We start from the raw sequence: 23,402 nt of genomic DNA, 5'->3' as shown, positions 1-23,402 counted from the left end.
TTCGTCAGGCCCTCAGATCGGTCGTATCAACGCCGATCCGACTGATGTCATAGGGCGTGGTTCCGTAGATTTCACTGATCCAGTTTCCGTACAACAAATGCGCATGGCTGCGCCATCTGTTTTGCGGCGTCTGGGTCGGATCGTCATCCGGGTAATAGTTGGCAGGAACGTTGATCGGCGTACCGTTGGCAATGTCCCGGTCGTATTCCTGTTTCAACGTATCCCGATCATACTCAAAATGGTTAAAGATATAGAGCGCCCGATGGCTCGGGTCTTCGACAAGACATGGCCCGACTTCCTCGCTGCCCAATAGGGTGGTGAGCCCCGGGGTATTGTCGATCTCTTCCTGTTTCATCTCGGTCCAACGGCTGACAGGTATGAAGCAATCATCGGAGAACCCGCGCAAAAATGGTGATGCCGCATCCAGATTGCGGTGGCGGAAACAACCAAAAGCCTTGGCATCCAGCATGTGTTTGCGGACGCCGTGGAAGTGGTTGATCATCGCCATACCACCCCAGCATACGCCGAAGGTCGAATGCACGTTGGTCTGTGTCCAATCAAATACTTCGCTAATCTCGTCCCAGTAGGTAACGTCATTGAATTCCAGATGCTCAATCGGTGCCCCGGTTATGATCAGGCCGTCGAACTTTTCGTCTTTGACCTCCTGAAAAGGACGATAGAATTCGGCCATATGCTCGGCAGCCGTATTCTTTGTCCGGTGTTCGGTCATGCGGATCAGCGACAGATCTATCTGCAGCGGTGTTGCCCCGATCAGGCGGGCGAACTGGTTCTCTGTCTGGATTTTCTTGGGCATCAGGTTCAGCAAACCGATGCGCAAGGGGCGAATATCCTGACGCATTGCTTGATCCTCGGCCATGACCATGACGCCTTCTTTGCTGAGGACGTCGAATGCAGGCAGGTCAGAGGGAATCTTGATCGGCATCAGGTACAAGCCTTTGGAAACAGAGTGTAAGAGGGGTAATTAAGCGCGGTTTGGCTGTGTCTCAAGAGTGCGTTCGATCAACTCGTCGAAATCACCTGCATCACGGACGTTGTGCATGTCGTCTGCCGTGACGGAAACGCCCCAGTTTTCAGCCATAGCCTTGTACCGCGGCTGACGGTGCGCCAAGGCTTTTGCGTAAGTCCAGCGGACAAAAGCATCGGGGTCCACTTGCGACGGCTCGCAACCCTTTTCCTGAAGGTATTCATCCCACACGCGGGTCAGAAACTCGGGCTGATAGGACATGGGTTTAGGCGCCTTGTCGAACCGGCGGATCAGCTCAGCCGTATGATCCTCATCCCCCTTGAGCCAGATCATCAGGGTCTGACGCGAAAGCTCGGAGAGTACCTGATCGCGGGGGTCATCGGGATCAACCCACTCGCAGATAGAACCGCCGGTATCACAGATGAAATTGGGGTATTGGTACAGTCGCTCCGCACGGTCAATGAAGTATTCTGTGTCCAGAAGAGCGTGGATTTCGGCCAGGCGAAACTGCTCCTGACGCCGGCGATACTCAGACAGTTCCAACCCGCCCAAGGCTGGATCACCGGGTTTGCCAAGATACGCGGCCACGGGGGTCAGGTTTTCGAATGAGATATTTGAGCCAATGTAGATTGAGTCGGACAACAGCAGTTCTCGCAAGAAGGGGACCTTCATCGCCTCAGCCTTGGCGTTGTCGGTGATGTATTCCCCCATGTATCGGGTGCCGATCCGGTAATCGATGGAATAGTGGAACCAATTGCCCGAATCTCGCAGGACGTTCGATACGTACGTTTTTCCAAGGCCGGACATGCCGAAGAACAGCACTTTTTTACGCGGGGCGTTTCGCCAGTCTTTTGCCGAGCTATAAATCATCGACCCATATCCCTTTTTCCGACCTTGCTAAAACGGGCAGGGGGCGGCGTCAATCGGATCGACCTGAGCGGTTGAGCATAAGTAGTCCCAGCGCAAGAATTGCAAAGCCCAGAAAGGCTTGCGGTGGAAGGGTTTCGTCGCGCAGCAGTGACCCCAGGACAATAGCAACGGGCGGAATGACTAGTGTCACAAGCATCAGGTTTCCCGCGCCTGCAAGGGCCAGTACCCGGTAATACAACAGGTAAGCACCAGCCGTTGCAATCAACGCGTAGTAGCCAATCGCTGCCCATGTAATTGCGGGTAAACTCAGCGAGGGTGCACCATCCACAAACAACGTGATTGGAAGGATAAAAAGCGTCGCCCCTGTCAGCATTCCGGCAGCAGCCACAACCGGTGGCAAGCCTGACAAAGTCGCGCGGGCCCAAGCACCTGCAAGGGCATACGACACGGTTCCAGCCAAGATCGCCAGCTGCGCGTAGCTGCGGATGTCAAAGTTGGTGAAGTTCTGCCAGCCTATGGCTGTGGTCACCCCTACAAAACCAAGGCCAACGCCGATGACGCGCGCAAGGGTTAGGCGTTCATCTGGGAAAAAAAATGCCGCGACTAACACACCGAAAATCGCAGTTGTTGCGTTCAGGATCGAAGTCAGGCCCGTTTCGATGTGTAGCTGTCCCCACGCCATAAGTGTGAACGGCAAGGCGTTGTTCAGTAGACCCATGACTAGGAACGATAACCAAATGCGCGGCGACGTTGGGACTGGCAAACCCCTTAGCCAGACCACTAGCCACAAAGCCAAAGTTGCCCAGAGCACCCGGTGAAGAACCGATGTCATAACGGGAACCGTATCCAGCGCGATGCGGATCGCAATAAAGGATGCTCCCCAGATCAGTCCGAGTAACAAGAGTTCTGCCCATGCTTTGGCAGAGAGGTGTTTTTGCGTGCTCATGACTTTGTTTCGCACCCCTGCGCAGACCGCGCGACCCGAAACATGCGAAAACGGCCCCGCCCAATAGGCGAGGCCGTTGTTTGTTGTTTTTTTCGCTTAATTCAGAGCGTATGTCAGCTGGAGACCAACGCTCCAAGCCGAGTTGCCCGAAAACTCACCGCCGGTGGTTGTCGTCGCGTCGCCGATATCAGTGTAGCGCAAACCACCTGAGATCTGAGCGTTTTCAATGGTGTAAGTTCCGCCTACGCCGACGCTCCAGAAACCATCTGTCGGGCCAAGGTTTGATACCTCGGAACCTGTGGTTCTTTCATAACCGACCGACAACGCACCTGAGAATGCATCTGAGAACTGGTATCCAACACCAAGTGTATAGGTGAAGGTGTCGTCCTCAAAGTTCACAAGGTCCGTTCCCCCAGTCAGAGTTGAGAATACATCGGGCGCAACGGCCGCCTGCGGCCAGTCCACCCAGCGTATCGAACCGAAGACAAGGGTTTTCGGCGCAACACCTGTCTGGAAGTCAAGGTTCACAGACTGCGGTGTTTCAATTTCCGTCGTGCTTTCCGTAGTAACTGGCTCAACACCAACTGGCGGGGCACCGGGTGGGACAGGCAGGTCAAACGTCTCTGTCGTGCCAAGGTCATGGGTAATTTTCGAGTTGTATACCAGCGAAACACGCGCGGCGATTTCCGGGCGTTCCCATGCGACACCGACCAGATACCCGAAATCAATTGCGTCGTCGAAATCGACTTCGTAACCGGCCACGAAGGGAACCGAAACGTTAGCTTCCGCGCGCTGGCCGCGAATACCGCCAATCGCACTGAAACCGCTGCCCAGCTTATAGCGCAAAACGGCTGTCAGGGCGTCTACATCCGCGTCCGCACTGAGAACTCCTGTGCGACCGCCCAGTGGTGCAAGCGGGTTGATGGACAACGGAAAGTTGGAAGGATAGGCAATATCTGCGCCAAATGGCTGATCGTAGATAAGAGCAAAATCCAAAGTGTCAGTAAGGGCGCGCTTGTATGCCAAACCAGGTGAGAAGAAATTCTCGCTCACGTCACCCGACTCGACGCCGTTTTGTTCGCCGCTGATATCGGGTGTGGTGAACCCCAGCCGAGCTTGAACGACCGAGCCGTCCTCAAAGATCACGTTGATGCCCTGTCCGCTGCGATCAAGCCCCCCAGCCTGAGCGCCGGTCGCGCCAACGCATAAAGCGCACGCCTGTAAAAGCGCCTTTTTCATCGAATTCCTCCCATCTTCTGTCCTGTGAGCTGCGCCGTAATGTGGTGTAAAACGCGCAGAAAGATTACTTGTGTCGCTCGATATTCACTCGTCGTTCATTTTAGCGTCAACTGGTGACGGTGCGTTACTTGACACGACTGTTACGCAAAACTGTTGCTAAACTGTTACGATTCTCGGCGTGAACGTTCAGAAAGATACCCGAGAAGATCACGAGAGCGCCCAGAAGCGTCCAATGATCCAGAGGTTCGTGGTAAAGAATCACCCCAACAATCGCGATTGTAGGCAGACGGGCAAAGTCAAACGGGATGACCACTGTGGCCGGAGCAATAGCCAGCGCGTTGGTGATACAATAGTGGGCCAGCAAACCGGCCAAACCGACGAGCAACAGAAACGGGGCGGTGTCCAAAGTCGGCAGAGTGATGTGCCCATCAATGCCCGAAGCAACCAATCCCAATACAGCCTGAATCACTGTCAGCCAGAACATGATGCAACCTATGCTGGCGAATTGGGTCAGCTTCTTTGTTGATATTGTAGTCAGCGCGAAAAACACAGCTGAAGCCGCCGCAGCGAAGATGCCTGCGCTGAGGGGAACGGCTCCGGGGCGTGCAACAATTAGGATGCCCGCAAAGCCAATCAAAGCGGACATGACCCGAACTGTTGTCAGACGTTCTTTCAACAACAAGGGTGACAATAAGATGACCCAAATCGGTTGCGTAAATTCCAGCGCAAATACCTGTGCGAGTGGTGCAACAGAAACCGCATAGAACCACAGGTTTTGTCCCGCGAAATGCAGCACGTTCCGAACGCCGTGTAGCCCCAGTCGATGAGTTGAGACTTGGTGCCATTTGCTGGTGACTGTCAAAATCAGGGCCACCACGCAAATCCCGACGAGGCTGCGGAAGAACATGATTTCAAAGGTGTCGTGCGTCACGCTAAGTTCGCGCCCGGCGACAGCCATGGAAGAAAACGACGCAATCGCCCCGGTCATCCAGAGTGCAGCTTTGCCGATCTGAGGTTTTCTGGTGTCCATGACGCGTCTTTACATGCGTGGAGTTTCGACTTGGGAACAAAACAGAGTTCCGAGTTTTCGCAATAAAAAAAGCCGGGTCAGTGCCCGGCTTTGCGTTATTCCCATTCGATCGTTCCCGGAGGCTTCGACGTGATATCATAGGTACATCTGTTGATACCTTTGACCTCGTTGATGATCCGCGTTGCGGTCTCTCCCAGAAACTCGTGGCTAAAGGGATAATAGTCTGCGGTCATTCCATCTACCGAAGTTACTGCGCGCAGCGCACATGCATAATCGTAAGTGCGTCCATCGCCCATAACGCCGACAGTGCGGACCGGAAGGATCGCGACGAAAGCCTGCCAGATCTCATCATAAAGACCATGTTTCCGGATTTGGTCGATATAGACCGCGTCAGCTTCGCGTAGAATATCAAGTTTTTCACGCGTGATCTCACCGGGGCAACGAATGGCCAAACCGGGACCGGGGAAGGGATGGCGGCCGATAAAGCTTTGGGGCAGGCCCAATTCACGACCCAATGCGCGCACTTCGTCTTTGAACAACTCTCGCAGTGGTTCAACCAGTTTGAGGCCCATTTTCTCGGGAAGGCCGCCGACATTGTGGTGAGACTTGATTGTTACGGAAGGACCGCCAGAGAAAGAGACCGATTCAATCACATCGGGATAAAGCGTGCCTTGGGCAAGGAACTCAGCCCCGTCAATTGTATCTGCGTGTTTCTGGAACACGTCGATGAACAGCTTGCCGATGATCTTACGCTTGGTTTCAGGATCGCTTTGCCCTTCAAGCTCGCCGAGGAAAAGTTCACTTTCGTCTGCGTGGATCAGTTGGATGTTGTAATTGTCCCGGAACATTCCGACAACTTCATCCGCCTCATTCTTGCGCAACAGCCCGTGATCAACAAAGACGCAGGTCAATTGGTCGCCGATCGCTTTGTGGATCAGGATTGCCGCGACCGAGCTATCAACGCCGCCGGACAGACCACAGATGACCTTTTTATCGCCGACCTGTGCACGAATTTGCTCGATCATCTGCTCGCGGTAGGCACCCATGGTCCAGTCGCCGCTGAACCCGGCCAGTTTTACAAAGTTCTCGTATAGTTTTGCGCCCTTGGGGGTGTGGTGCACCTCGGGGTGGAACTGAACGGCATAGAAGTGCCGGTTCGGATCGGCCGTGATTGCAAATGGTGCGTTGGGTGAGGTTCCGTAAACCTCAAAACCCGGTGCGATCTGGCTGACATGGTCACCGTGGCTCATCCAGACCTGTTCGTCGCCTTCGGCAAACCAGCCGTCCAGAATATCCAGTCTGTTATTGGGTGTAACGAACGCCCGCCCGAACTCGGCAGTGCCGTGCCCGCTTTCGACTTTGCCGCCCAATTGATGCATCATGACCTGCTGGCCATAACAAATCCCAAGGATAGGAACGCCGTAATCAAAGATCTCTTGGGGCGCGCGAGGGGATCCGTCGCGCGTTACGCTGTCTGGGCCGCCCGAGAAAATCACAGCCTTGGGGGCCATTCCGCGCACAAATTCCATTGTGACGTTCTGATAAGGGTGGATTTCGCAATAGACGTTCAACTCACGCAGGCGTCGCGCAATAAGCTGCGTTACCTGGCTGCCGAAGTCGATAATCAGAAGGCGGTCATGCGTGTCTTGGGTCATGGTTGGCTATTAGGTTGCAAGCCTTGCATGTGCAAGCTCTATGACGCCAATTATGCAGGGTGAAACCCGGAAAGAGGTCGAAATGCCTGAGATCACCTTTCGACGCGCCATCCGAGATGACGCAAACAGCGCGACCGAGTGCATTCGGGCTGCATATGCCCAAGCGTTGGCGGATATCCCTGACATGCCAGATGTCGCTGGCGGAGTGGCAGATGATATCACCAGTCATCAAGCCTGGGTTGCCGTGTCCGGGCGTGATGTGGTGGGCTTCATCGTTTTTGATCAGGTCGATGATTGCGTCATGATTTTCAATCTCGCCGTTTCGCCTTTGGCGCAGGGAGAAGGGCTTGCAAGGAAACTGATGAACCTGGCTGAAAAGGCGGGTAAGGACGCGGGCTTGCAGTACCAAAGGCTTCGGACACATCAAAAGATGCAAAAGACAGTTTCCATGTACCACCATCTGGGCTGGGTGACGGTCGAGGTTTCGGGAAACAGCATCCTGATGGAAAAACCTTTGGATTGAGGTGATGGCGGGCTTGTCAAAAGACGCCGCTTAGATGTCGCTTTTTCCCCTATAGCGCCGCAATCCATATGCTTGGCATTGGTCGGTTCCTTTAACAAAATCATCAAATCAACCAATAGACGGGATCTTCTCATGGCTGAGGCAAACACCCGGCGTCGGGCAAGAGGTGGCGGTGGCGCCGCTCGCCGGGCCGAACGCACTGCGGTTCGCATCGAAACCGCCAAATACATCGAACGTAATATTCCGAATTTCGAAGTTCTGAACGAAGAAGCGTTGCAGATCATCGAAGCAAACGCGGAAACAATTCTGGCTGAAGTCGGCGTAAACTTTGTCGACAACCCGTCAGCGTTGGAGCGGTGGAAAAACGCGGGCGCAGATGTGGATGGCGAACGTGTTCGCATCCCTCGCGGCTTGGCGCGCGAGTTGATCAAGACAGCGCCCAGCGAGTTTACGCAGCATGCGCGTAACCCCGAAAAATCGGTGGTTATCGGCGGGCGAAATCTGGTTTTGGCCCCCGTTTATGGCCCCCCGTTTGTACGGGATGCTCAGGGCGGTCGTCGTTATGCTACGATGGACGATTTCAACAAGTTCGTGAAACTGGCATACATGTCCAAGTGGCTGCACCACTCGGGCGGAACCGTGTGCGAGCCGACGGATATTCCGGTGAACAAGCGTCATTTGGATATGCTGATGGCCCATATGACCTTGTCGGATAAACCGTTCATGGGGTCCGTTACCGATCCAAGCCGCGCGCAAGACTCTGTCGAAATGTGCGAGATTCTGTTCGGCAAAGACTTTGTTCAGCAAAACACGGTCATGACGTCGCTGACCAACATCAACTCGCCGATGACCTTCGACGATGTGATGATGGGGTCGCTTGAGGTTTACGCCGCAAACAACCAAGCATGCATCATCTCGCCCTTTATCGTCGGGGGCGCGATGGCGCCCGTGTCGGTTGCCGGGACCTTGACGCAGGTTTTGGCCGAAGTTCTGGCCGGTGTCTCGTACAGCCAGATCGTGCGACCGGGTGCACCAGCGATCTTTGGTGCTTTCGTATCTTCGATCGACATGAACTCTGGGGCGCCGACGTTTGGAACGCCCGAAGCGTCGATGGTGACCTATGGGGCAGGGCAACTGGCACGCCGCCTTGGGCTGCCGTTCCGTTCGGCCGGCTCCTTCTGTGGTTCCAAACTGCCCGACGCGCAGGCGGCGTTCGAGACTGCGAACTCGTTGAACATGGGGCTGATGTCCGGTGTGAACTTTATGCTTCATGCCTGCGGTTGGCTCGAAGGCGGCCTTGTCGCTGACTTTGAGAAGTTCGTGATGGATGCCGACCAGTTGGGCGTTTTGCACGGCCTCGCCAAAGGGATCGCCTATGACGAAAACGCTCAGGCGATGGACGCGATCCGTGAAGTTGGGCCCGGTGGTCACTATCTTGGGTGCGCGCACACGCAGGCGAACTTTAAGGAAGCGTTCTGGAAGTCCGAGTTGCTGGACTACAAACCCTATGAGACCTGGGAAGACGAAGGCGCGCGCGACACGCGGCAACTGGCCTCGGAACGGGTCGAACACTTGTTGGCCAACTACCAACAGCCGCAGCTCGACCCGGCAATCCATGCCGCTCTGAACGAGTACATTGAAAAGAAAAAAGCATCCATGCCGGATGCCTTCGCCTGATTACTGATACTGCGCGGCGCGGCTGGCTTTGTACAGCTGCGCCTCGCCCAAAAGTGCGATGAGTACATCTAGGTGCCGTGCCAGCGAATATGCGGCATCCTCGGCCAGACGTAGCGCGTTGACTTCTTTCTCCAGCTCTAAAAGTCGGACAAGCGCAGCGCCTGTGCTTGGCAAAGAACCGTAGCCCAGCAGACGTTGAAGGTGGCGATCCCGATCATAATCCCGCGCCCCATGTCTTGCGGCTCGCGCCAAAAGGCGAGGGCGGCGAAGGGCTGTAATCATGGTCATCAGGTCCTGCATTTTCTGGATTCCTTGTCCGAATGAAAGTCGCCACTTTTGTAACACAACTTTAACGGGTGTTGCCTTGGGTGCTTTCCCTCCGAACTCTGACTTCACCAGTGTTTATGATTTTAAATCAAATCTGGCACTTACCGCCTTGGGTTAACGAACGAGTAACGAAAGCAACTCTAGTTAGTTTTGGTTAACAAATTCATCGGGGGCGATTGAGAACGGAATTGTTTTGTCGACGAGGGCAAGTAACTATGGAAAACAACATGGCTTTCACCATTCCGGCTTGGGTACCTGAAGGCGCGCAGCGATATCTGGCGCATACCGAGACCGGTCAGTCGATCCGCGACATCGCGCGATCAGCGGGGTGCCATGCTTCGACAATACTCAGACAAATACGCCGTATCGAAATGCGGCGCGATGATCCGCTGGTAGATGCCGCGCTACAGACTCTGGCTGCGGATCATTTTTCGGAAAAAGGGATACCAGAACGCTCGTTTGCAGCGTTGCAAGAAGAAGATGCGGAAGCCGCCGAAGAAGATTTCAATCGCGAGGCACTGCGCGTACTTCGCCGCCTGTGCGAAACTGGTGCCGTTCTGGCTGTTGCCGAAGACATGGACAAGGCCGTCGTCGTGCGCGATGCGGGCGAATGCGGCACCACCAGAACGGCTGTTGTCGAATGCAAGACCGCGCAGGCGTTGGCATTGAAGGACTGGATCACCTGCGACAACCACGGTCGCATCTCGCGCTATCGAATTTCCGCTGCGGGTCGCAATGCGCTTAGTCAATTAATCGCAGACACAGAGAATAAGGCCCGAACACGTAACGAGTTTGGGATGGCCGAAGCTCAGGCTTCGTTCAAGGCTGCCCCATCCCGCGCGCAGCCGGGACTGGATAGCAATCAAAGACAACGGCGTATTCGGTACAGCACAGCCGAAAGCCCTTTGCTTGCCTTAGCGCGCCGACGTGATCGTGACGGCAAACCCTTTCTCGACGAGAGCCTTGTGCGCGCCGGAGAGCGTTTGCGCGAAGACTTCGAGATTGCGCAGATTGGGCCTCAGGTCGCGCAGAACTGGGATAGCTTTTTAACCGCAGGTGGGCGCGGAAGTTTTGGATCGGGTATATCGGACGGTCGAGGATCCTCTGACGCACGTGATCGGGTTGAACGCGCGCTGTCAGACCTTGGACCCGGTCTGAGTGATGTTGCCTTGCGCTGTTGCTGCTACCTTGAAGGGTTGGAATTAGCTGAGAAACGCATGGGGTGGTCTGCGCGATCCGGAAAGATAGTGTTGCGGATCGCGTTGCAGCGCCTCAAACGCCACTATCATGATCAAGCGGAGAAGAGCCGTTTGATTGGCTGAAAGCCATAATTCAGGGTTGAAGGATTGGGCGGTGGTGATAGTCAAAGGTTATGAACTTTACGCTCCGCCAGCTTCAATACTTCAACGCTGTCGCAGAACAGCGCAACTTTGGGCGCGCGGCACAGGTTTGCAATGTGTCTCAGCCAGCGCTTTCGGTGCAGGTGAAGTCGTTGGAAGATACGCTTGGTGGTGCGCTTTTCGAACGACAGGCCCGGGATATTCTTTTAACACCGCTCGGACGCGATGTTCTGGAATACGCACGGCAGGTATTGGGATCGGCACAAAGGCTGGATCAGTTCGCACGGGATCATTCCGGCGGGCACCGGTCCTTGTCTATTGGGATTATCCCCACGATTGCGCCTTATCTGCTACCGGGCGTTCTGGCAGGGCTCAGATCGTCTGATGTGTCACTCAGGGTGCAAGTGCGAGAGGCGCGGACTGAACGATTGCTGGCGATGCTGCGGGCCGGAGAGATTGATGCCGGGATCGTTGCGCTGCCAACAGGTGACAGTGAACTGATCGAGCTGCCTTTGTTCGAAGACCGGTTCTTATTGGCGGGCAGCGCGGGTCGTATTCAGGATATGGCTCAGGATCCTGAATCATTACGGCCGGTCGACCTCAAAACGTCTCAATTGATGCTGTTGGACGATGGGCATTGTTTGACTGATCAGGCCCTGGAGGTTTGCGGGCAGGATCGCAGTAGCGGTTTGATCAACATGGGGGCATCTTCTTTGGCCACGTTGTCGCGCCTTGTGGCAGAAGGGTTTGGGTTAACCCTGATGCCGGAATTGGCGGCGCGTGCTGAAACGCACGCTGTTCCCGGTCTTGTATTGCAGCGTTTTGGCACGCCACAGCCATCCCGTACCGTTGGGCTTGTTCGACGTGTATCGACAGCAACAGAGGATTGGTTCGACAGTCTGGCAAATGTTATTCGCGTTGTCGGGGACGAGATCGTGACTGCCACCAGAATGCCATAAGGCCCGCCAAAAAGCGGGCCTTTGAACGCTAGAATTTAAGCAAGTGCGGGTTCTTTGGCTTCGTTCAGATGTGTCATCAGGTTTTCAGGGGACGACACGCCATAAGGATCCTCGGGGCAATTATCCATCAAACCGGGTTCTTCGAACCAGGCCTCGACGACGCCGTCGTTGACAATCGCCGCATAGCGCCACGAGCGCATGCCAAAGCCTAGGTTATCCTTGTCGACCAGCATTCCCATCTTGCGAGTGAACTCACCTGAGCCGTCTGGGATAACCTTGACGTTCTTCAACCCCTGATCCTGAGCCCATTTGTTCATGACAAAGCTGTCGTTTACCGACATGCAGTAAATCTCATCAATGCCTTCAGCTAGGAAATCTGCATAGCCGTTTTCAAATCCGGGCAGCTGATAGGTAGAGCATGTGGGCGTGAAAGCGCCCGGTAGCGAAAATAGAATGACCCGCTTACCCGCAAAGTAGTCCGCTGTGGTTTTATCCTCCCAGCGGAAGGCGTTCGTGCCTTCGATCTGTTCGTCGCGTACGCGGGTGTGAAAGGTGACCGCGGGCAGTTTCGCGCCAGTCTTCATTTATGAGCTCCGTTAAGCTTTTGGTGTTTTTTGGCGGTGTCTAAAACAGTTGTGGAGCGGCTTCAATGTGCGATTTTCTGCAAGTGAGAGAATCTTAGTTGTCTGAAAAATATAGCTTAAAACGGACTTTTAGGTATTATTCGATATTATGAATGCTGTGCTGCAGCATTTTCGTTGCATGGCGGATATGTCTCAGTGGCATAGTACACATGGGTGTACTATGTTACAGGTCAGCAAATTGACCCAAAGTCAGGAAAGCCAGCTGTGCGTGATCTGAAGATCCCCGAACAACGTCACCCTGAAAAAGCGCATAAACCCGATAATGCGCAACCGAAGAAACCGAACTGGATTCGTGTAAAGGCGCCAGGCGGAAAAGGGTATGCCGACACGCGCCGGATCATGCGCGACAATAATCTCGTAACTGTGTGCGAAGAGGCCGGGTGCCCGAACGTTGGCGAATGCTGGAGCCAGGGCCACGCGACCATGATGATCATGGGCGAGATTTGTACCCGTGGCTGCACATTCTGCAACATTGCAACAGGTCGCCCGGATGCGCTGGACGTTTTCGAACCGGGCCGGGTTGCGCATGCAGTCGAAAAACTGGGCCTGAACCACGTGGTTATCACCTCGGTTGACCGGGACGATCTTGAGGATGGCGGGGCGGATCACTTTGCTCAGACGATCCGTGCCATTCGCCACCGGTCGCCGAAAACAACGATCGAGATTTTGACACCGGACTTTCTGAAATGCGCACCGTCGGTGCTGGAAGTTGTGGTTGAGGCCAAACCGGACGTGTTTAACCATAACCTTGAAACGGTTCCCGGATTGTACCCCGAGGTGCGTCCTGGTGCGCGTTACTTCCACTCGCTGCGCTTGCTGCAGCGGGTCAAGGAACTGGATCCGTCGATCTTCACAAAGTCCGGTATCATGGTCGGCTTGGGCGAAGAAGAACAGCAGGTGCGTCAGGTAATGGATGATATGCGCGCAGCTGATATCGATTTTCTCACGATTGGTCAGTATTTGCAGCCGACCCCGAAACACCATGCTGTGGATCGCTTCGTTACACCGGATGAGTTCGCATCTTACGAAAAGGCGGCATATGGCAAAGGTTTCCTGATGGTATCGGCCACGCCGTTGACGCGATCATCCTACCATGCCGGCGACGATTTCGCCCGCTTGCGGGATGCGCGCCAAAAGGCACTGACACAAGGTTGAGCCCGGACACACTGACGAAGCTGACTGCGCTGCGGCGCGAGTTGCACATGTATCCTGAACTGTCTGGTCAGGAGCAACACACGGCCGCCCGTATGATTGATCTGCTGTCCAAGGCCGGTGCAGATCGGGTAATGACACAGCTTGGTGGTCATGGTGTGGCAGCGGTGTTTGACAGTGGCCAGCCGGGTCCGACGGTCGCGATCAGGTGTGAACTGGACGGATTGCCGATCGAGGATTTGGGTCAGTTCGATTACACTTCGCGTGTACCGGGCAATGGTCATCTGTGTGGGCATGATGGGCACATGGTAATGGTGCTTGCCGTCGCCCAATCACTGGGGCAAAGACGTTCGGCAAAAGGGAAAGTCGCCCTTGTTTTTCAGCCTGCCGAAGAAACGGGGCAGGGTGCGATAGCTTATCGCAACGATCCACGTTTTGCCGAGATTGCGCCTGACTACATCTTTGCGCTGCACAACCTGCCGGGATTGGATCTCGGAAGGATCGAATTGTGCAAGGGCCCGACCAATTGCGCTTCGCGCGGCATGCGGATCACGTTGACTGGAAAGACGTCTCACGCAGCCGCGCCGCAAGATGGCATTTCACCGGCCAAAGCGGTGTCGTCTCTTATGCCATTGCTTGCAGATTTGGGTGCAGGAGGGGATCTGAACGCCGAATTTGCGCTGACCACGGTAACACACGCCAATTTGGGTCAACCGACTTTTGGCGTCTCTCCGGGTCAGGCAGAGATTTGGGTCACCTTACGCACCGTGTCCGACACTCGGATGCAGCAACTGGTGACCGAGGCAGAGCATATCGTGAACCGCACTGCCGCAGAGCACGGTTTGCAAGTTAACATCGCGTATGACGACGTATTCGAGGCTTGTGTGAACGATAGCGAGGCCGTTTCCGCGCTGGTATGCGGCTTTGAAGATCAGGGTGTGCATTTTGAACTGACGTCGCTGCCACAAAAGTTCTCTGAGGATTTTGGACAATTCGGCAAGGGCGCCAAAGCGGCCATGTTTTGGTTGGGGGCTGGCCGTGACCACCCGCAACTCCACAATCCCGACTACGACTTTCCAGACGAATTGATACCGGTTGGATCAGGGGTATTCCTGTCGACCATCCGACATTTGCTGGGCTGAGCTAGGGCTTGAAGCGGGTCCATTCCCCCTTGGCCCAATCTGGCCACCAGCCCATGTATTCGATCCCGCCAATCAGCAAGACAACAAGCACGATACCAAACACGAACTTTACGCGCTTTTCCGAAGGCGGTTTTCGCGCCCATAACGACATTCGAAAAAGGTGGCGTGGATTCATTCCGACCTCGATCAGTCTTCGGTGAAACGCACTTTGCCGATAAAGGGCAGGTTGCGGTTACGTTGCGCGAAGTCGATCCCGTATCCCACGACAAATTCATCCGGAATCTCAAAGCCGATCCAATCCGAGCGGAAATCGACCTCACGACGACTGGGTTTGTCCAGCAATGCGATGGACTTCAATCGGCTTGGTTTTCGACTGCGCAACAGCTTGGTCACGTGATTCAATGTGTGGCCCGTATCCACGATGTCTTCGACAACAAGAACATCCCGGCCTTCAATTGCGCCGCGCAGGTCTTTCAGAATACGCACCTCGCGGCTGCTTTCCATCGCGTCGCCGTACGAGGATGCCTCAAGAAAGTCGACCTCGATAGGCAGGTCCAGCTCTCGCACTAGGTCGGCAATAAACACGAAACTGCCACGCAGCAGTCCGACCACGACCAGCTTGTCGGTATTGCCGAATTCCAGCGTGATTTCGCGACACAGCTCTTCGATCCGGGCGGCGATTGCCTTTGCCGAGATCATCTCATCTATCACATATGCGCGGTCGCTCATCGTTGCCCCCTTGATCTTTGGCGCGCAACATACGAAATCACGCGCCATTGTCACCTGTTAATACCGGACGCCATGCCTACCCATTCGGAAACCCGACACCTGCCATATACCGCTCAGCAGATGTATGATCTGGTGGCCGATGTGGCAAAATACCCCGATTTTTTGCCATGGTGTGCCGCTGCCCGCATCCGCCGAACGTATGCTGCGGGTGAAGCTCAGGTGATGGAAGCCGACCTGATCATATCGTTCAAAGTGTTTCGCGAACGTTTTGGCAGCCGGGTTACATTGTTTGCCGAACAGCGCAGGATCGACACCGAGTATCTGGACGGCCCCTTCAAATACATGAAGTCAGACTGGCAGTTCGAGGACGCAGCGGACGGAGGATGCAACATCTCGTTCCACGTGGATTTCGAATTTAAGAACGCAATCCTGCAAGGCATTATCGGGGTTGTTTTCAATGAGGCCATGCAGCGTGTTGTCCGCGCTTTCGAAAGCCGTGCCGCAGATTTGTACGGCTAAGGCTTTACCCCTGGTCGGCGCGCGCTAGACTGCGCTGCATGTCCGATTTTACCTCTGCCATTGCCGGGTTTGCGGCAGCACCCGTTTCGACATCTTCTGACGCGCGGGTTGTTACATCCTTGTCCGCACTCGATTGGATTGCCGTTGGACGGGCCGGGCGGAATGAGCCCGTTTCCAAGACCGTGCGCGATCTGGTGTTGGAGGAAGGGGGAACGGCCCAAGCTCATCTCTTTGGTGGTGGGTGCGTACCTTTGCGCGCGGCCGCTTTGGTCAATGGGACCGTTTCACATGCGTTGGATTACGACGATACACACTTTTCCCATATAGGGCATCCATCCGTTGCCGTATTGCCAGCCGCGCTGGCATTTAGCGAGTGGGACGACCGGATACTGGTGGATTTTCTGGAAGCGTCGCTTGTTGGGATGGAGGTCTCAATTCGCGTGGGCCTGTGGCTGGGGCGTGACCACTACCAAGCCGGATTTCATCAAACAGCTACGGCAGGTGCGTTCGGCTCGGCCATAGCAGCGGGCCGGCTTCTGGGTTTCGATGCCGAGCAAATGCGCAAGGTTCTGGGATTGACGGCGACACGCGCTGCGGGGCTAAAAGCGCAGTTCGGTACTATGGGCAAACCTTACAACGCGGGGCTTGCTGCGAGCGCAGGTGTCGAAACTGCTTTGCTTGTTTCCAAAGGGTTCGAGCCAAGCGCGAACGCGATGGGAGGGCCATTTGGCTTCGGCGCGACGCATAACGGACAGGATGATACAACCGCTGCATTGCAAGGGCTTGGCGATGAGTGGTTGTTTGAAGCCGTCAGCCACAAGTTCCACGCGTGCTGCCACGGCCTTCACGCGGCACTTGAGGCCGCGCTGGAACTGGATATCGCGGAACCCGAAGTTGCAGAGATCAAGATCAAAACCCATCCACGTTGGATGAGCGTATGCAACCAAATGTCGCCGACCACCGGATTGGGTGCCAAGTTCTCGTACCGAACCGTTATCGCAATGCAGGCGCTTGGTTATGATACGGCTTTACCAAGCAGCTATTCCGAAAAGGTCTGTAGCGACGGTCGTCTGCTGTCTCTGCGCGAGCGCATATCGGTCGAAGCTGACGATAGCTTGTCCGAGACCCAAGCCCATCTGACACTGCTGCGCCGGGACGGAGCACGGAAAGAGGCCGACTACGACCTGCTCGCCCCCATGACCTTGGCAGATCGCGAAGAAAGGGTCCGTAAAAAGGCGGCCAAGCTGATTGGTGGCGATGATGCGGACGCTATCTGGTCCATGCTGCGAACCGGAGGTCGCGCCCGCGATCTGGCGGCTTTACTGGCGGGTTAAACGACGCGCCAATGTAAAGGGAAGCCGGGATCGAAAACCGTAACCGGTCCGTCACCAGATTCGATCTTGTCCGGATAAGAGACAGGAGCGCCTTTTGTCAGTGTGATCGTTTCGCCATTCACCGGTAGCCCATAGAAGGCTGGCCCATTCAACGAGACGAACCCTTCCAATTTATCCAAAGCGCCTGCGCGATCGAACATTTCAGCCACAAGCGACATTGTGTTTGTCGCGGTAAAGCACCCGGCGCAGCCGCAGGCCATCTCTTTGTTGGCGTCTGTGTGCGGGGCGCTGTCGGTGCCAAGGAAGAATCGTTTATCGCCCGATGTCGCAGCGGCCAACAGCGCCAAACGATGTTCCTCGCGTTTGGCGACCGGCAAGCAGTAATAATGCGGTTTGATCCCACCAACCAGAATGTGGTTCCGGTTGATGATTAAGTGGTGCGCGGTGATGGTTGCGCCCAGGTCGGTTTCATTGGCCTTGACGTATTCCACACCGTTCGAGGTCGTAATGTGCTCCATCACCACGCGCAGACCCGGGGTCGTCTTGCGGATCGGGTCCAGAACGCGGTCGATAAACACAGCTTCGCGGTCGAAGATGTCTATGTCGGAATCGGTAACCTCGCCATGCACGCACATCGGCAAACCGATTTCGGCCATCTTTTCGAGGACAGGCCGCACCTTGTCAAAATCCCGCACACCCGAGGCAGAGTTGGTCGTTGCACCAGCCGGGTAGAGCTTAACCGCCTTGATCAATCCGCTTGCATGGGCTGCGGCGACATCTTCGGCGTCTGTGTCTTCGGTCAGATACAGGGTCATCAGGGGCTCGAAACTCATGCTGTCGGGCAGGGCTGACATGATGCGATCGCGATACGCGGCGGCCTGATCACCACGCACCACAGGCGGCACAAGGTTAGGCATGATGATCGCGCGGGCAAAGTGGCGCGCAGTTTCGGGCAGGACGGCCTGCAACATCGCGCCATCGCGCAGGTGCAGGTGCCAGTCGTCGGGGCGGCGGATCGTGATGCTATCGGTCATGCTGCTCCGGCTAGCACAGAGGGGACGCCCGTAAAAGGCCTTGTCAACACGTCGGAACGTCGTAGGTCTGGAAAAGACCACGGCCTTGACGTGCGCACGCGGCCATGACCTGTTGTGGCAAGGGAGAATATCATGACGCAGCCAAATTCCATCGACGCGGTTCAAACCATGCTGGGCGAGCAAGGCTATGTGTGCGGGCGCGCCCTTGCGACGGTGGTTTTCCTGTCGTTGAAACTGGGGCGTCCACTGTTTCTGGAGGGTGAGGCCGGTGTGGGCAAGACAGAGATTGCCAAGGCGCTAGCCGCCGGGCTGAATCGTCGATTGATCCGGCTTCAGTGCTATGAGGGTCTAGACGCGTCATCGGCGGTCTATGAATGGAACTTTCCGGCGCAGATGGTTGCGATCCGCACCGCAGAAGCATCAGGCGGCGCGGACCGTGGCGCGCTGCAAACGGAACTGTTCTCGGACGACTACCTGATCGAGCGCCCGCTTTTGCAGGCCATGCGTCCGGACGAGCAGGGCGCGCCGGTTTTGTTGATCGATGAACTTGACCGGACGGATGAACCGTTTGAAGCCTTCCTGCTGGAGGCACTCAGCGATTTTCAGGTGACGATACCAGAGCTTGGCACAGTCGTCGCTCCGGAACCTCCGATTGTGATCGTCACGTCAAACCGGACGCGCGAAGTTCACGATGCGCTCAAGCGTCGGTGTCTTTATCACTGGGTGGACTATCCGGACTTTGAACGCGAGATTGAAATTCTGCATGCCCGAGCACCAGAAGCAGCTGAGGCGCTGAGCCGTGAGGTTGTCGCCTTTGTTCAACACCTTCGCACCGAAGATCTTTTCAAAAAGCCCGGCGTGGCAGAAACAATCGACTGGGCCAAGTGTCTGCTTGCACTGGACGTGATTAACCTTAGCCCTGAGGTGATCGGGGATACTTTGGGCGCGATCCTCAAATACCAGGACGATATCCAAAAATTGCAAGGCTCCGAGGCGAAACGGATACTGGATGAGGCGAAAGCCACTCTTGAACCGGCCTGATGTTTTCTCTGGTTGAACATTCTGCGGAGGATTGAGGGCTATACCCCCATAAGCGTTGATGGCTGAACAACTTCCCCTCGACATACCCGATAACCCGAAGCTGGCGCAGAACATCACGCACTTTGCACGCGCGTTGCGAAAGGCGGGTTTGCCGATCGGAACAGGGCGTGTGGTTGATGCAATCCGCGCGGTTCAGGCTGCCGGGTTTTCGGAAAAGCGGGACTTCTACTGGACGCTTCACGCGTGTTTCGTGAACCGTCCGGAACACCGCACCGTCTTTGCGCAAGTGTTTCGCATGTATTGGCGCGACCCACGGTATATGGAGCACATGATGTCCATGATGCTGCCTGCCATTCGTGGTGTGCAGGAGGAGCGTCAGGCTGATGCCGCCGAAAAGCGGGCGGCTGAGGCGTTGTTGGATGGCGTCGAACAGGACCTGCCCGAGACCGCAGAGACCGAGGAAGAGACAGAACTTGAGATCGATGCATCTCAAACCGCGTCGTCCGAAGAACGCCTGCGCAGTCTTGACTTCGAGCAGATGAGCACCGCGGAAATCGCGCAAGCGAAACGTATCCTTGCCCGGATGACGTTGCCTGTGAAACCCATTGAATCGCGGCGTGGTCAGGCCAGCCATCTTGGTCACCGTATCGATCGCGCCGGGACTTTGCGGGCTGCCATGCGTCAAGGCGGCGAGATGCATGAAATTGCCCGGTTGAAGCCCAAGCAGCGTTGGCCGAACCTTGTTGTGCTATGCGATATTTCGGGGTCGATGAGCCAGTACAGCCGGATCATCCTGCATTTCCTGCACACCGTATCGAACGCTAAGGGCGCAGGCTGGGCCAAGGTGCACGCGTTTACGTTCGGAACGCGGCTGACAAATATCACCCGCCATCTGCAACAGCGCGATGTCGATGCCGCGTTGGCCGCCGCCGGAGCCGAGGCACAAGATTGGGAGGGCGGCACGCGGATTGGTGAGTGCCTGCACGCCTTCAATCGGGATTGGTCACGACGGGTTATGGGGCAGGGTGCCGTCGTACTTTTGATCTCGGATGGATTGGACCGCGGCGCGCCCGAGGCGTTGGGAAAAGAGATGGAGCGCCTGCATTTGTCTGCGCGCCGTTTGATCTGGCTTAACCCTCTCCTCCGGTGGGATGGTTTCGCCCCCAAAGCGCAAGGAGTGGCCGCGATGTTGCCGCATGTCGACAGTTTCCGTGCCGGGCATTCTATTTCGTCGCTCGAAGATTTGGCAACGGTGATCTCCAAACAAGACGATGTCGGTGAGAAAGCGCGGTTGTTATCCGCGCTTTCCGGCTAACCGTCAGCTCAGTTGTTCCTGATTGCACTTGCGGGCCATTTCCATGGCTTTGAATGTGCCGGTCAGATCAACGGTGAACGCAAATTCCTTTTCCGGAAACACGATCATTACTTCTTTCTTGGCAATGTCTTCGGCAAATTGGGGGTCGTCTGACAGGACATAACCACCCGAATACCCTTTGGTAATATTGCCCTTCATGCCCGTCGCTTCGCCGATATAAATGTTGTCACCCAACAGGATGGCAACGGCCTCTTTGTCGCCCCGTTTGATATCGGTCTTTGCTTTGGTGAACACACCAACATAGCCAACACCGCGATCTTCGGTGAGGCCCATCTGCACAACGTTTTCCGAGTCGTCCACGGCCTCGATCAGACAGGATTTCTTGTCTTGGTCGATAAAGACCTTCCACCCTTCCACTTCGCCGTAACGCAAGAAAGTATCAGCCGTAGCTGCGGTAGACGCCAACAAGCCGAGGGCCACTCCAAATGTTAAAATGCGTTTCAACTCTCTGTCTCCATTGAAAAAAATTATGGGGCATACTGGTACTTCCCAGTTGCTTGTCTAAGGTAGAATCTGACATCTCGACAATCAATAACTTGCATATGTTGACTCAATCTGAGCTCTTTTATGCCGATCACGTGCGCAGATAGATCAGCTTTAGAATGTGCGCTGAACATATTGGTCTTTAGGCTGACTTTTCATTACGCCAAACCTCCCTATGTTGGATCAGAACACGCCGGGAGGGTGCAATGGACAGATTCGACAACAGCCCTGAGACGGCTTTGCGCTGGGTAAAAGAAGGGCGAAAGGCCGCGCTTGCAACAGTTGTGGAAACCTGGGGCAGTGCACCGCGCCGCGTGGGGGCGCAACTGGTCATAGGCGGAGACGGCCGGATCGAAGGCTCAGTTTCTGGTGGCTGTGTCGAAGGTGCGGTGATCGTAGAAGCCCTTGAAGCGATCGAAGAGGGCGAGGCCCGTTTGCTTGAGTTCGGTGTGAGTGACGAAGACGCATTTGCCGTAGGCCTCGCGTGTGGCGGAAAGATACGGGTGTTGGTCGAGCCGATTGGCAGCGTCATGCCCGAACCCATGTTGCAAGAACTTGTCGAAGCCCGCGCAAACCGCGAGCCGCTGGTTTACGAGGTCAACGTTGAATCGGGACGACGGGCTTTGCGCCGCGATGCGCATCTGGATCGCTTGCGGATGGACCGGTCGGGCTTCGAAGAGGATGGCAAGACGTTTGTAGCCGTCCACAACCCGCCACTGCGCTTGATTGTTGTCGGGGCCGTTCACATTACACAAGCTCTGGTGCCGATGGCGCGCATTGCCGGATATGATCCTGCGATCATCGATCCAAGGGACGCTTTCGCCTCGGACGCCCGTTTTCCAGGCGAAACTATCCTTACAGACTGGCCAGATGAGGCCGTCGCTAAGCTTGGTCTTGATGCGCGTACGGCCGTGGTGCTGCTGACCCACGATCCAAAACTGGATGATCCTGCGCTTGAATCCGCCCTTCAAGCGGGCGTTTTCTACATCGGTGCGCTGGGTTCCACCCGGACCCATGCAAAACGCGTGGCTCGAATGATTGAGACCGGTTTTACCCAAGAGCAGATCGCCCGTATTCACGGCCCTATAGGTCTGGATATTGGCGCTGCAGATCCATCGGAAATCGCCGTTGCTATTCTTGCCCAGATGACAGCCGTGTTACGGGGTAAAGCGTGAAATTCGGACCCATTCCCGTCGAAAAAGCGCAAGGTGCCATTCTTGCGCATTCCGTGCAGATCGACGACAAAAAACTTCGCAAGGGAATCGTTCTGAGCGCCGAACACCAGAACCAGTTGATTGGGGCCGGGCATACCTCGGTCATCGCTGCCCGGTTGGAACCTGGCGATTGTCACGAAGATGAAGCCGCTCAGATGCTGGCAGCCGCTCTCGCACCCGATCCTGCGGCAGTTGGGCTGCGTGTCACGCAACCCTTCACCGGACGCGTCAATCTATTGGCGGACGGGCCGGGTGTGGTTGTTCTGAATGTCGAGGCGCTTGAAGACTTTAATCAGGTCAATCCAATGATTACCGTCGCAACAGTCCCACAGCACCAGCAAATGAGTGCGGGCGGTATGGTTGCGACGATCAAGGTCATTTCATATGCGGTCCCGGCAGATGATGTAGCACGTGCATCGCAGCTTGCGCAGGCGTCAATTCGGTTGGCGTCGCCGGTCCACGAAACGGCGGGTTTGGTTGTCACAGATATTCCCGGCGGGCCGTCGAATGAAAAAGGCATTGCGGCCATTCGGGGCCGCGTAGAGGCACTGGGCATGTCGCTGAAAGATGTCTGCATCGTTCCGCATGAAACGGGGCAGCTGGCCAAAGCCGTTTCAGAAAACACCGGGGACATTGTCATGATCCTGACCGGGTCAGCCACATCAGATGTATCTGACGTCGCGCCCGAAGCCGTTCGCAGGGCTGGTGGTCAAGTAGATAGATTCGGAATGCCGGTTGATCCGGGTAATCTTTTGTTCCTTGGCTCTATTGGTGCTCGACCCGTCATTGGGCTGCCGGGCTGTGCGCGTTCTCCGGCCCTCAATGGGGCGGATTGGGTGTTGTCGCGCGTGGCCTGCGGCGTTGAAACCTTGGGGCGCGACATCGCAGGTATGGGCGTCGGTGGTTTGCTGAAAGAGATCCCAACAAGACCGCAACCCCGATCACAGCGCAAGCGCTAGACAGTTCGCGGTATCAGGAAAAGCCCCCGGCTTTGCTCAGTTTTCTGTTCTCAAATGAAAACCCCCGTGTTTAACTCGGATCAAGGGAAAACACGAAAAGGGAGGATTTCATGGCACAGGTCTCGATGACTGTGAACGGCGTAGCTGTGAGCGGTGAGGTTGAGGGTCGGACGTTATTGTCTGGATTTTTGCGTGATCATTTGAGTTTGACAGGGACGCATGTTG

At 55.7% G+C, this 23,402-nt stretch carries 24 protein-coding genes and 1 pseudogene; 13 read left to right on the top strand and 12 right to left on the bottom strand.

The annotated features are described in order from the left end of the window. Positions 1-4: 4 nt before the first annotated feature. The 6 genes from metA to guaA all read right to left on the bottom strand — a co-directional run bounded on the left by metA (position 5) and on the right by guaA (position 6,725). On the bottom strand, positions 5-943 hold the full coding sequence (gene metA, locus ACR0DG_RS09745) for a homoserine O-acetyltransferase MetA (RefSeq protein ID WP_480697334.1): 939 nt from the start codon (positions 941-943) through the stop codon (positions 5-7). A gap of 39 nt (positions 944-982) precedes the next feature. After that, a complete protein-coding gene (locus tag ACR0DG_RS09740) occupies positions 983-1,855 on the bottom strand; it encodes an ATPase (RefSeq protein ID WP_480697332.1) in 873 nt (290 codons plus the stop codon). Between the two features lie 49 nt (positions 1,856-1,904). Next, positions 1,905-2,801: a DMT family transporter gene (locus tag ACR0DG_RS09735; protein WP_480697330.1), complete on the bottom strand. Its 897-nt coding sequence runs from the start codon at positions 2,799-2,801 to the stop codon at positions 1,905-1,907. A gap of 96 nt (positions 2,802-2,897) precedes the next feature. Next, on the bottom strand, positions 2,898-4,040 hold the full coding sequence (locus ACR0DG_RS09730) for an OmpP1/FadL family transporter (protein WP_480697328.1): 1,143 nt from the start codon (positions 4,038-4,040) through the stop codon (positions 2,898-2,900). 124 nt (positions 4,041-4,164) lie between these two features. Then, on the bottom strand, positions 4,165-5,070 hold the full coding sequence (locus tag ACR0DG_RS09725; RefSeq protein WP_480697326.1) for a DMT family transporter: 906 nt from the start codon (positions 5,068-5,070) through the stop codon (positions 4,165-4,167). A 95-nt stretch (positions 5,071-5,165) separates the two neighbouring features. Then, entirely contained in the window at positions 5,166-6,725 is a 1,560-nt protein-coding gene (gene guaA, locus ACR0DG_RS09720; RefSeq protein ID WP_480697324.1) for a glutamine-hydrolyzing GMP synthase, read from the bottom strand. Positions 6,726-6,765: 40 nt separating this feature from the next. Between guaA and ACR0DG_RS09715 the strand changes: the two genes are divergently transcribed. Together ACR0DG_RS09715 and ACR0DG_RS09710 are read left to right on the top strand one after the other, a co-directional pair. Then, positions 6,766-7,248, top strand: a complete 483-nt coding sequence (locus ACR0DG_RS09715) for a GNAT family N-acetyltransferase (protein WP_480707125.1) — start codon at positions 6,766-6,768, stop codon at positions 7,246-7,248. 132 nt (positions 7,249-7,380) lie between these two features. Further along, positions 7,381-8,925 carry a trimethylamine methyltransferase family protein gene (locus ACR0DG_RS09710; RefSeq protein WP_480697320.1) on the top strand — a complete coding sequence of 515 codons (1,545 nt, stop codon included), beginning with the start codon at positions 7,381-7,383 and terminating at the stop codon, positions 8,923-8,925. Here ACR0DG_RS09710 and ACR0DG_RS09705 read toward each other — a convergent pair whose 3' ends face one another. Then, the gene (locus ACR0DG_RS09705; RefSeq protein WP_480697318.1) at positions 8,926-9,225 is read right to left on the bottom strand and encodes a DUF6477 family protein; all 300 of its coding nucleotides are present in this window, start codon (positions 9,223-9,225) and stop codon (positions 8,926-8,928) included. 242 nt (positions 9,226-9,467) lie between these two features. Between ACR0DG_RS09705 and ACR0DG_RS09700 the strand changes: the two genes are divergently transcribed. After that, positions 9,468-10,574 carry a DUF6456 domain-containing protein gene (locus ACR0DG_RS09700; RefSeq protein WP_480697316.1) on the top strand — a complete coding sequence of 369 codons (1,107 nt, stop codon included), beginning with the start codon at positions 9,468-9,470 and terminating at the stop codon, positions 10,572-10,574. 50 nt (positions 10,575-10,624) lie between these two features. Further along, positions 10,625-11,551, top strand: coding sequence for a hydrogen peroxide-inducible genes activator (locus ACR0DG_RS09695; RefSeq protein WP_480697314.1), 927 nt, complete (start codon positions 10,625-10,627; stop codon positions 11,549-11,551). Between the two features lie 35 nt (positions 11,552-11,586). Here the strand turns inward: ACR0DG_RS09695 and ACR0DG_RS09690 are convergent, their stop codons facing one another. Further along, positions 11,587-12,135, bottom strand: a complete 549-nt coding sequence (locus tag ACR0DG_RS09690; RefSeq protein WP_480697312.1) for a redoxin family protein — start codon at positions 12,133-12,135, stop codon at positions 11,587-11,589. Between the two features lie 264 nt (positions 12,136-12,399). On the opposite strand from ACR0DG_RS09690, the gene lipA reads away from it, so the two are divergent. After that, on the top strand, positions 12,400-13,350 hold the full coding sequence (gene lipA, locus ACR0DG_RS09685) for a lipoyl synthase (RefSeq protein ID WP_480697310.1): 951 nt from the start codon (positions 12,400-12,402) through the stop codon (positions 13,348-13,350). Continuing rightward, positions 13,347-14,489: an amidohydrolase gene (locus ACR0DG_RS09680; RefSeq protein WP_480697308.1), complete on the top strand. Its 1,143-nt coding sequence runs from the start codon at positions 13,347-13,349 to the stop codon at positions 14,487-14,489. The genes lipA and ACR0DG_RS09680 overlap by 4 nt, the downstream gene beginning before the upstream one ends. Position 14,490: 1 nt before the next feature. Here the strand turns inward: ACR0DG_RS09680 and ACR0DG_RS09675 are convergent, their stop codons facing one another. Next, positions 14,491-14,640, bottom strand: coding sequence for a hypothetical protein (locus ACR0DG_RS09675; RefSeq protein ID WP_480707123.1), 150 nt, complete (start codon positions 14,638-14,640; stop codon positions 14,491-14,493). Positions 14,641-14,675: 35 nt separating this feature from the next. Beyond that, complete coding sequence (gene hpt, locus ACR0DG_RS09670; RefSeq protein WP_480697304.1) at positions 14,676-15,218, bottom strand: hypoxanthine phosphoribosyltransferase; 543 nt, start codon at positions 15,216-15,218, stop codon at positions 14,676-14,678. Positions 15,219-15,290: 72 nt separating this feature from the next. Between hpt and ACR0DG_RS09665 the strand changes: the two genes are divergently transcribed. Together ACR0DG_RS09665 and ACR0DG_RS09660 are read left to right on the top strand one after the other, a co-directional pair. After that, complete coding sequence (locus ACR0DG_RS09665; protein WP_480697302.1) at positions 15,291-15,737, top strand: type II toxin-antitoxin system RatA family toxin; 447 nt, start codon at positions 15,291-15,293, stop codon at positions 15,735-15,737. A gap of 38 nt (positions 15,738-15,775) precedes the next feature. Further along, positions 15,776-17,071, top strand: coding sequence for an MmgE/PrpD family protein (locus ACR0DG_RS09660; protein WP_480697300.1), 1,296 nt, complete (start codon positions 15,776-15,778; stop codon positions 17,069-17,071). Here the strand turns inward: ACR0DG_RS09660 and pyrC are convergent. Then, on the bottom strand, positions 17,068-18,105 hold the full coding sequence (gene pyrC, locus ACR0DG_RS09655; protein ID WP_480697298.1) for a dihydroorotase: 1,038 nt from the start codon (positions 18,103-18,105) through the stop codon (positions 17,068-17,070). The genes ACR0DG_RS09660 and pyrC overlap by 4 nt on opposite strands. A gap of 132 nt (positions 18,106-18,237) precedes the next feature. On the opposite strand from pyrC, the gene ACR0DG_RS09650 reads away from it, so the two are divergent. Next, positions 18,238-19,146 carry an AAA family ATPase gene (locus ACR0DG_RS09650; RefSeq protein ID WP_480697296.1) on the top strand — a complete coding sequence of 303 codons (909 nt, stop codon included), beginning with the start codon at positions 18,238-18,240 and terminating at the stop codon, positions 19,144-19,146. Positions 19,147-19,204: 58 nt separating this feature from the next. Next, on the top strand, positions 19,205-20,461 hold the full coding sequence (locus tag ACR0DG_RS09645; protein ID WP_480697294.1) for a vWA domain-containing protein: 1,257 nt from the start codon (positions 19,205-19,207) through the stop codon (positions 20,459-20,461). 3 nt (positions 20,462-20,464) lie between these two features. On the opposite strand, the gene ACR0DG_RS09640 is transcribed toward ACR0DG_RS09645, so the two are convergent. Continuing rightward, positions 20,465-20,965, bottom strand: coding sequence for a hypothetical protein (locus tag ACR0DG_RS09640; RefSeq protein ID WP_480697292.1), 501 nt, complete (start codon positions 20,963-20,965; stop codon positions 20,465-20,467). A gap of 245 nt (positions 20,966-21,210) precedes the next feature. On the opposite strand from ACR0DG_RS09640, the gene ACR0DG_RS09635 reads away from it, so the two are divergent. The 3 genes and pseudogenes from ACR0DG_RS09635 to ACR0DG_RS09625 all read left to right on the top strand — a co-directional run. Further along, positions 21,211-22,179: an XdhC family protein gene (locus tag ACR0DG_RS09635; RefSeq protein ID WP_480697290.1), complete on the top strand. Its 969-nt coding sequence runs from the start codon at positions 21,211-21,213 to the stop codon at positions 22,177-22,179. Beyond that, entirely contained in the window at positions 22,176-23,177 is a 1,002-nt protein-coding gene (locus tag ACR0DG_RS09630) for a molybdopterin-binding protein (RefSeq protein ID WP_480697288.1), read from the top strand. The genes ACR0DG_RS09635 and ACR0DG_RS09630 overlap by 4 nt, the downstream gene beginning before the upstream one ends. Positions 23,178-23,287: 110 nt before the next feature. Continuing rightward, positions 23,288-23,402, top strand: a pseudogene (locus ACR0DG_RS09625) ((2Fe-2S)-binding protein); the annotation flags it as partial.

This window comes from Ruegeria sp. BG8 (assembly GCF_056538325.1).
This window is presented reverse-complemented; position numbering and strand designations above follow the sequence as displayed.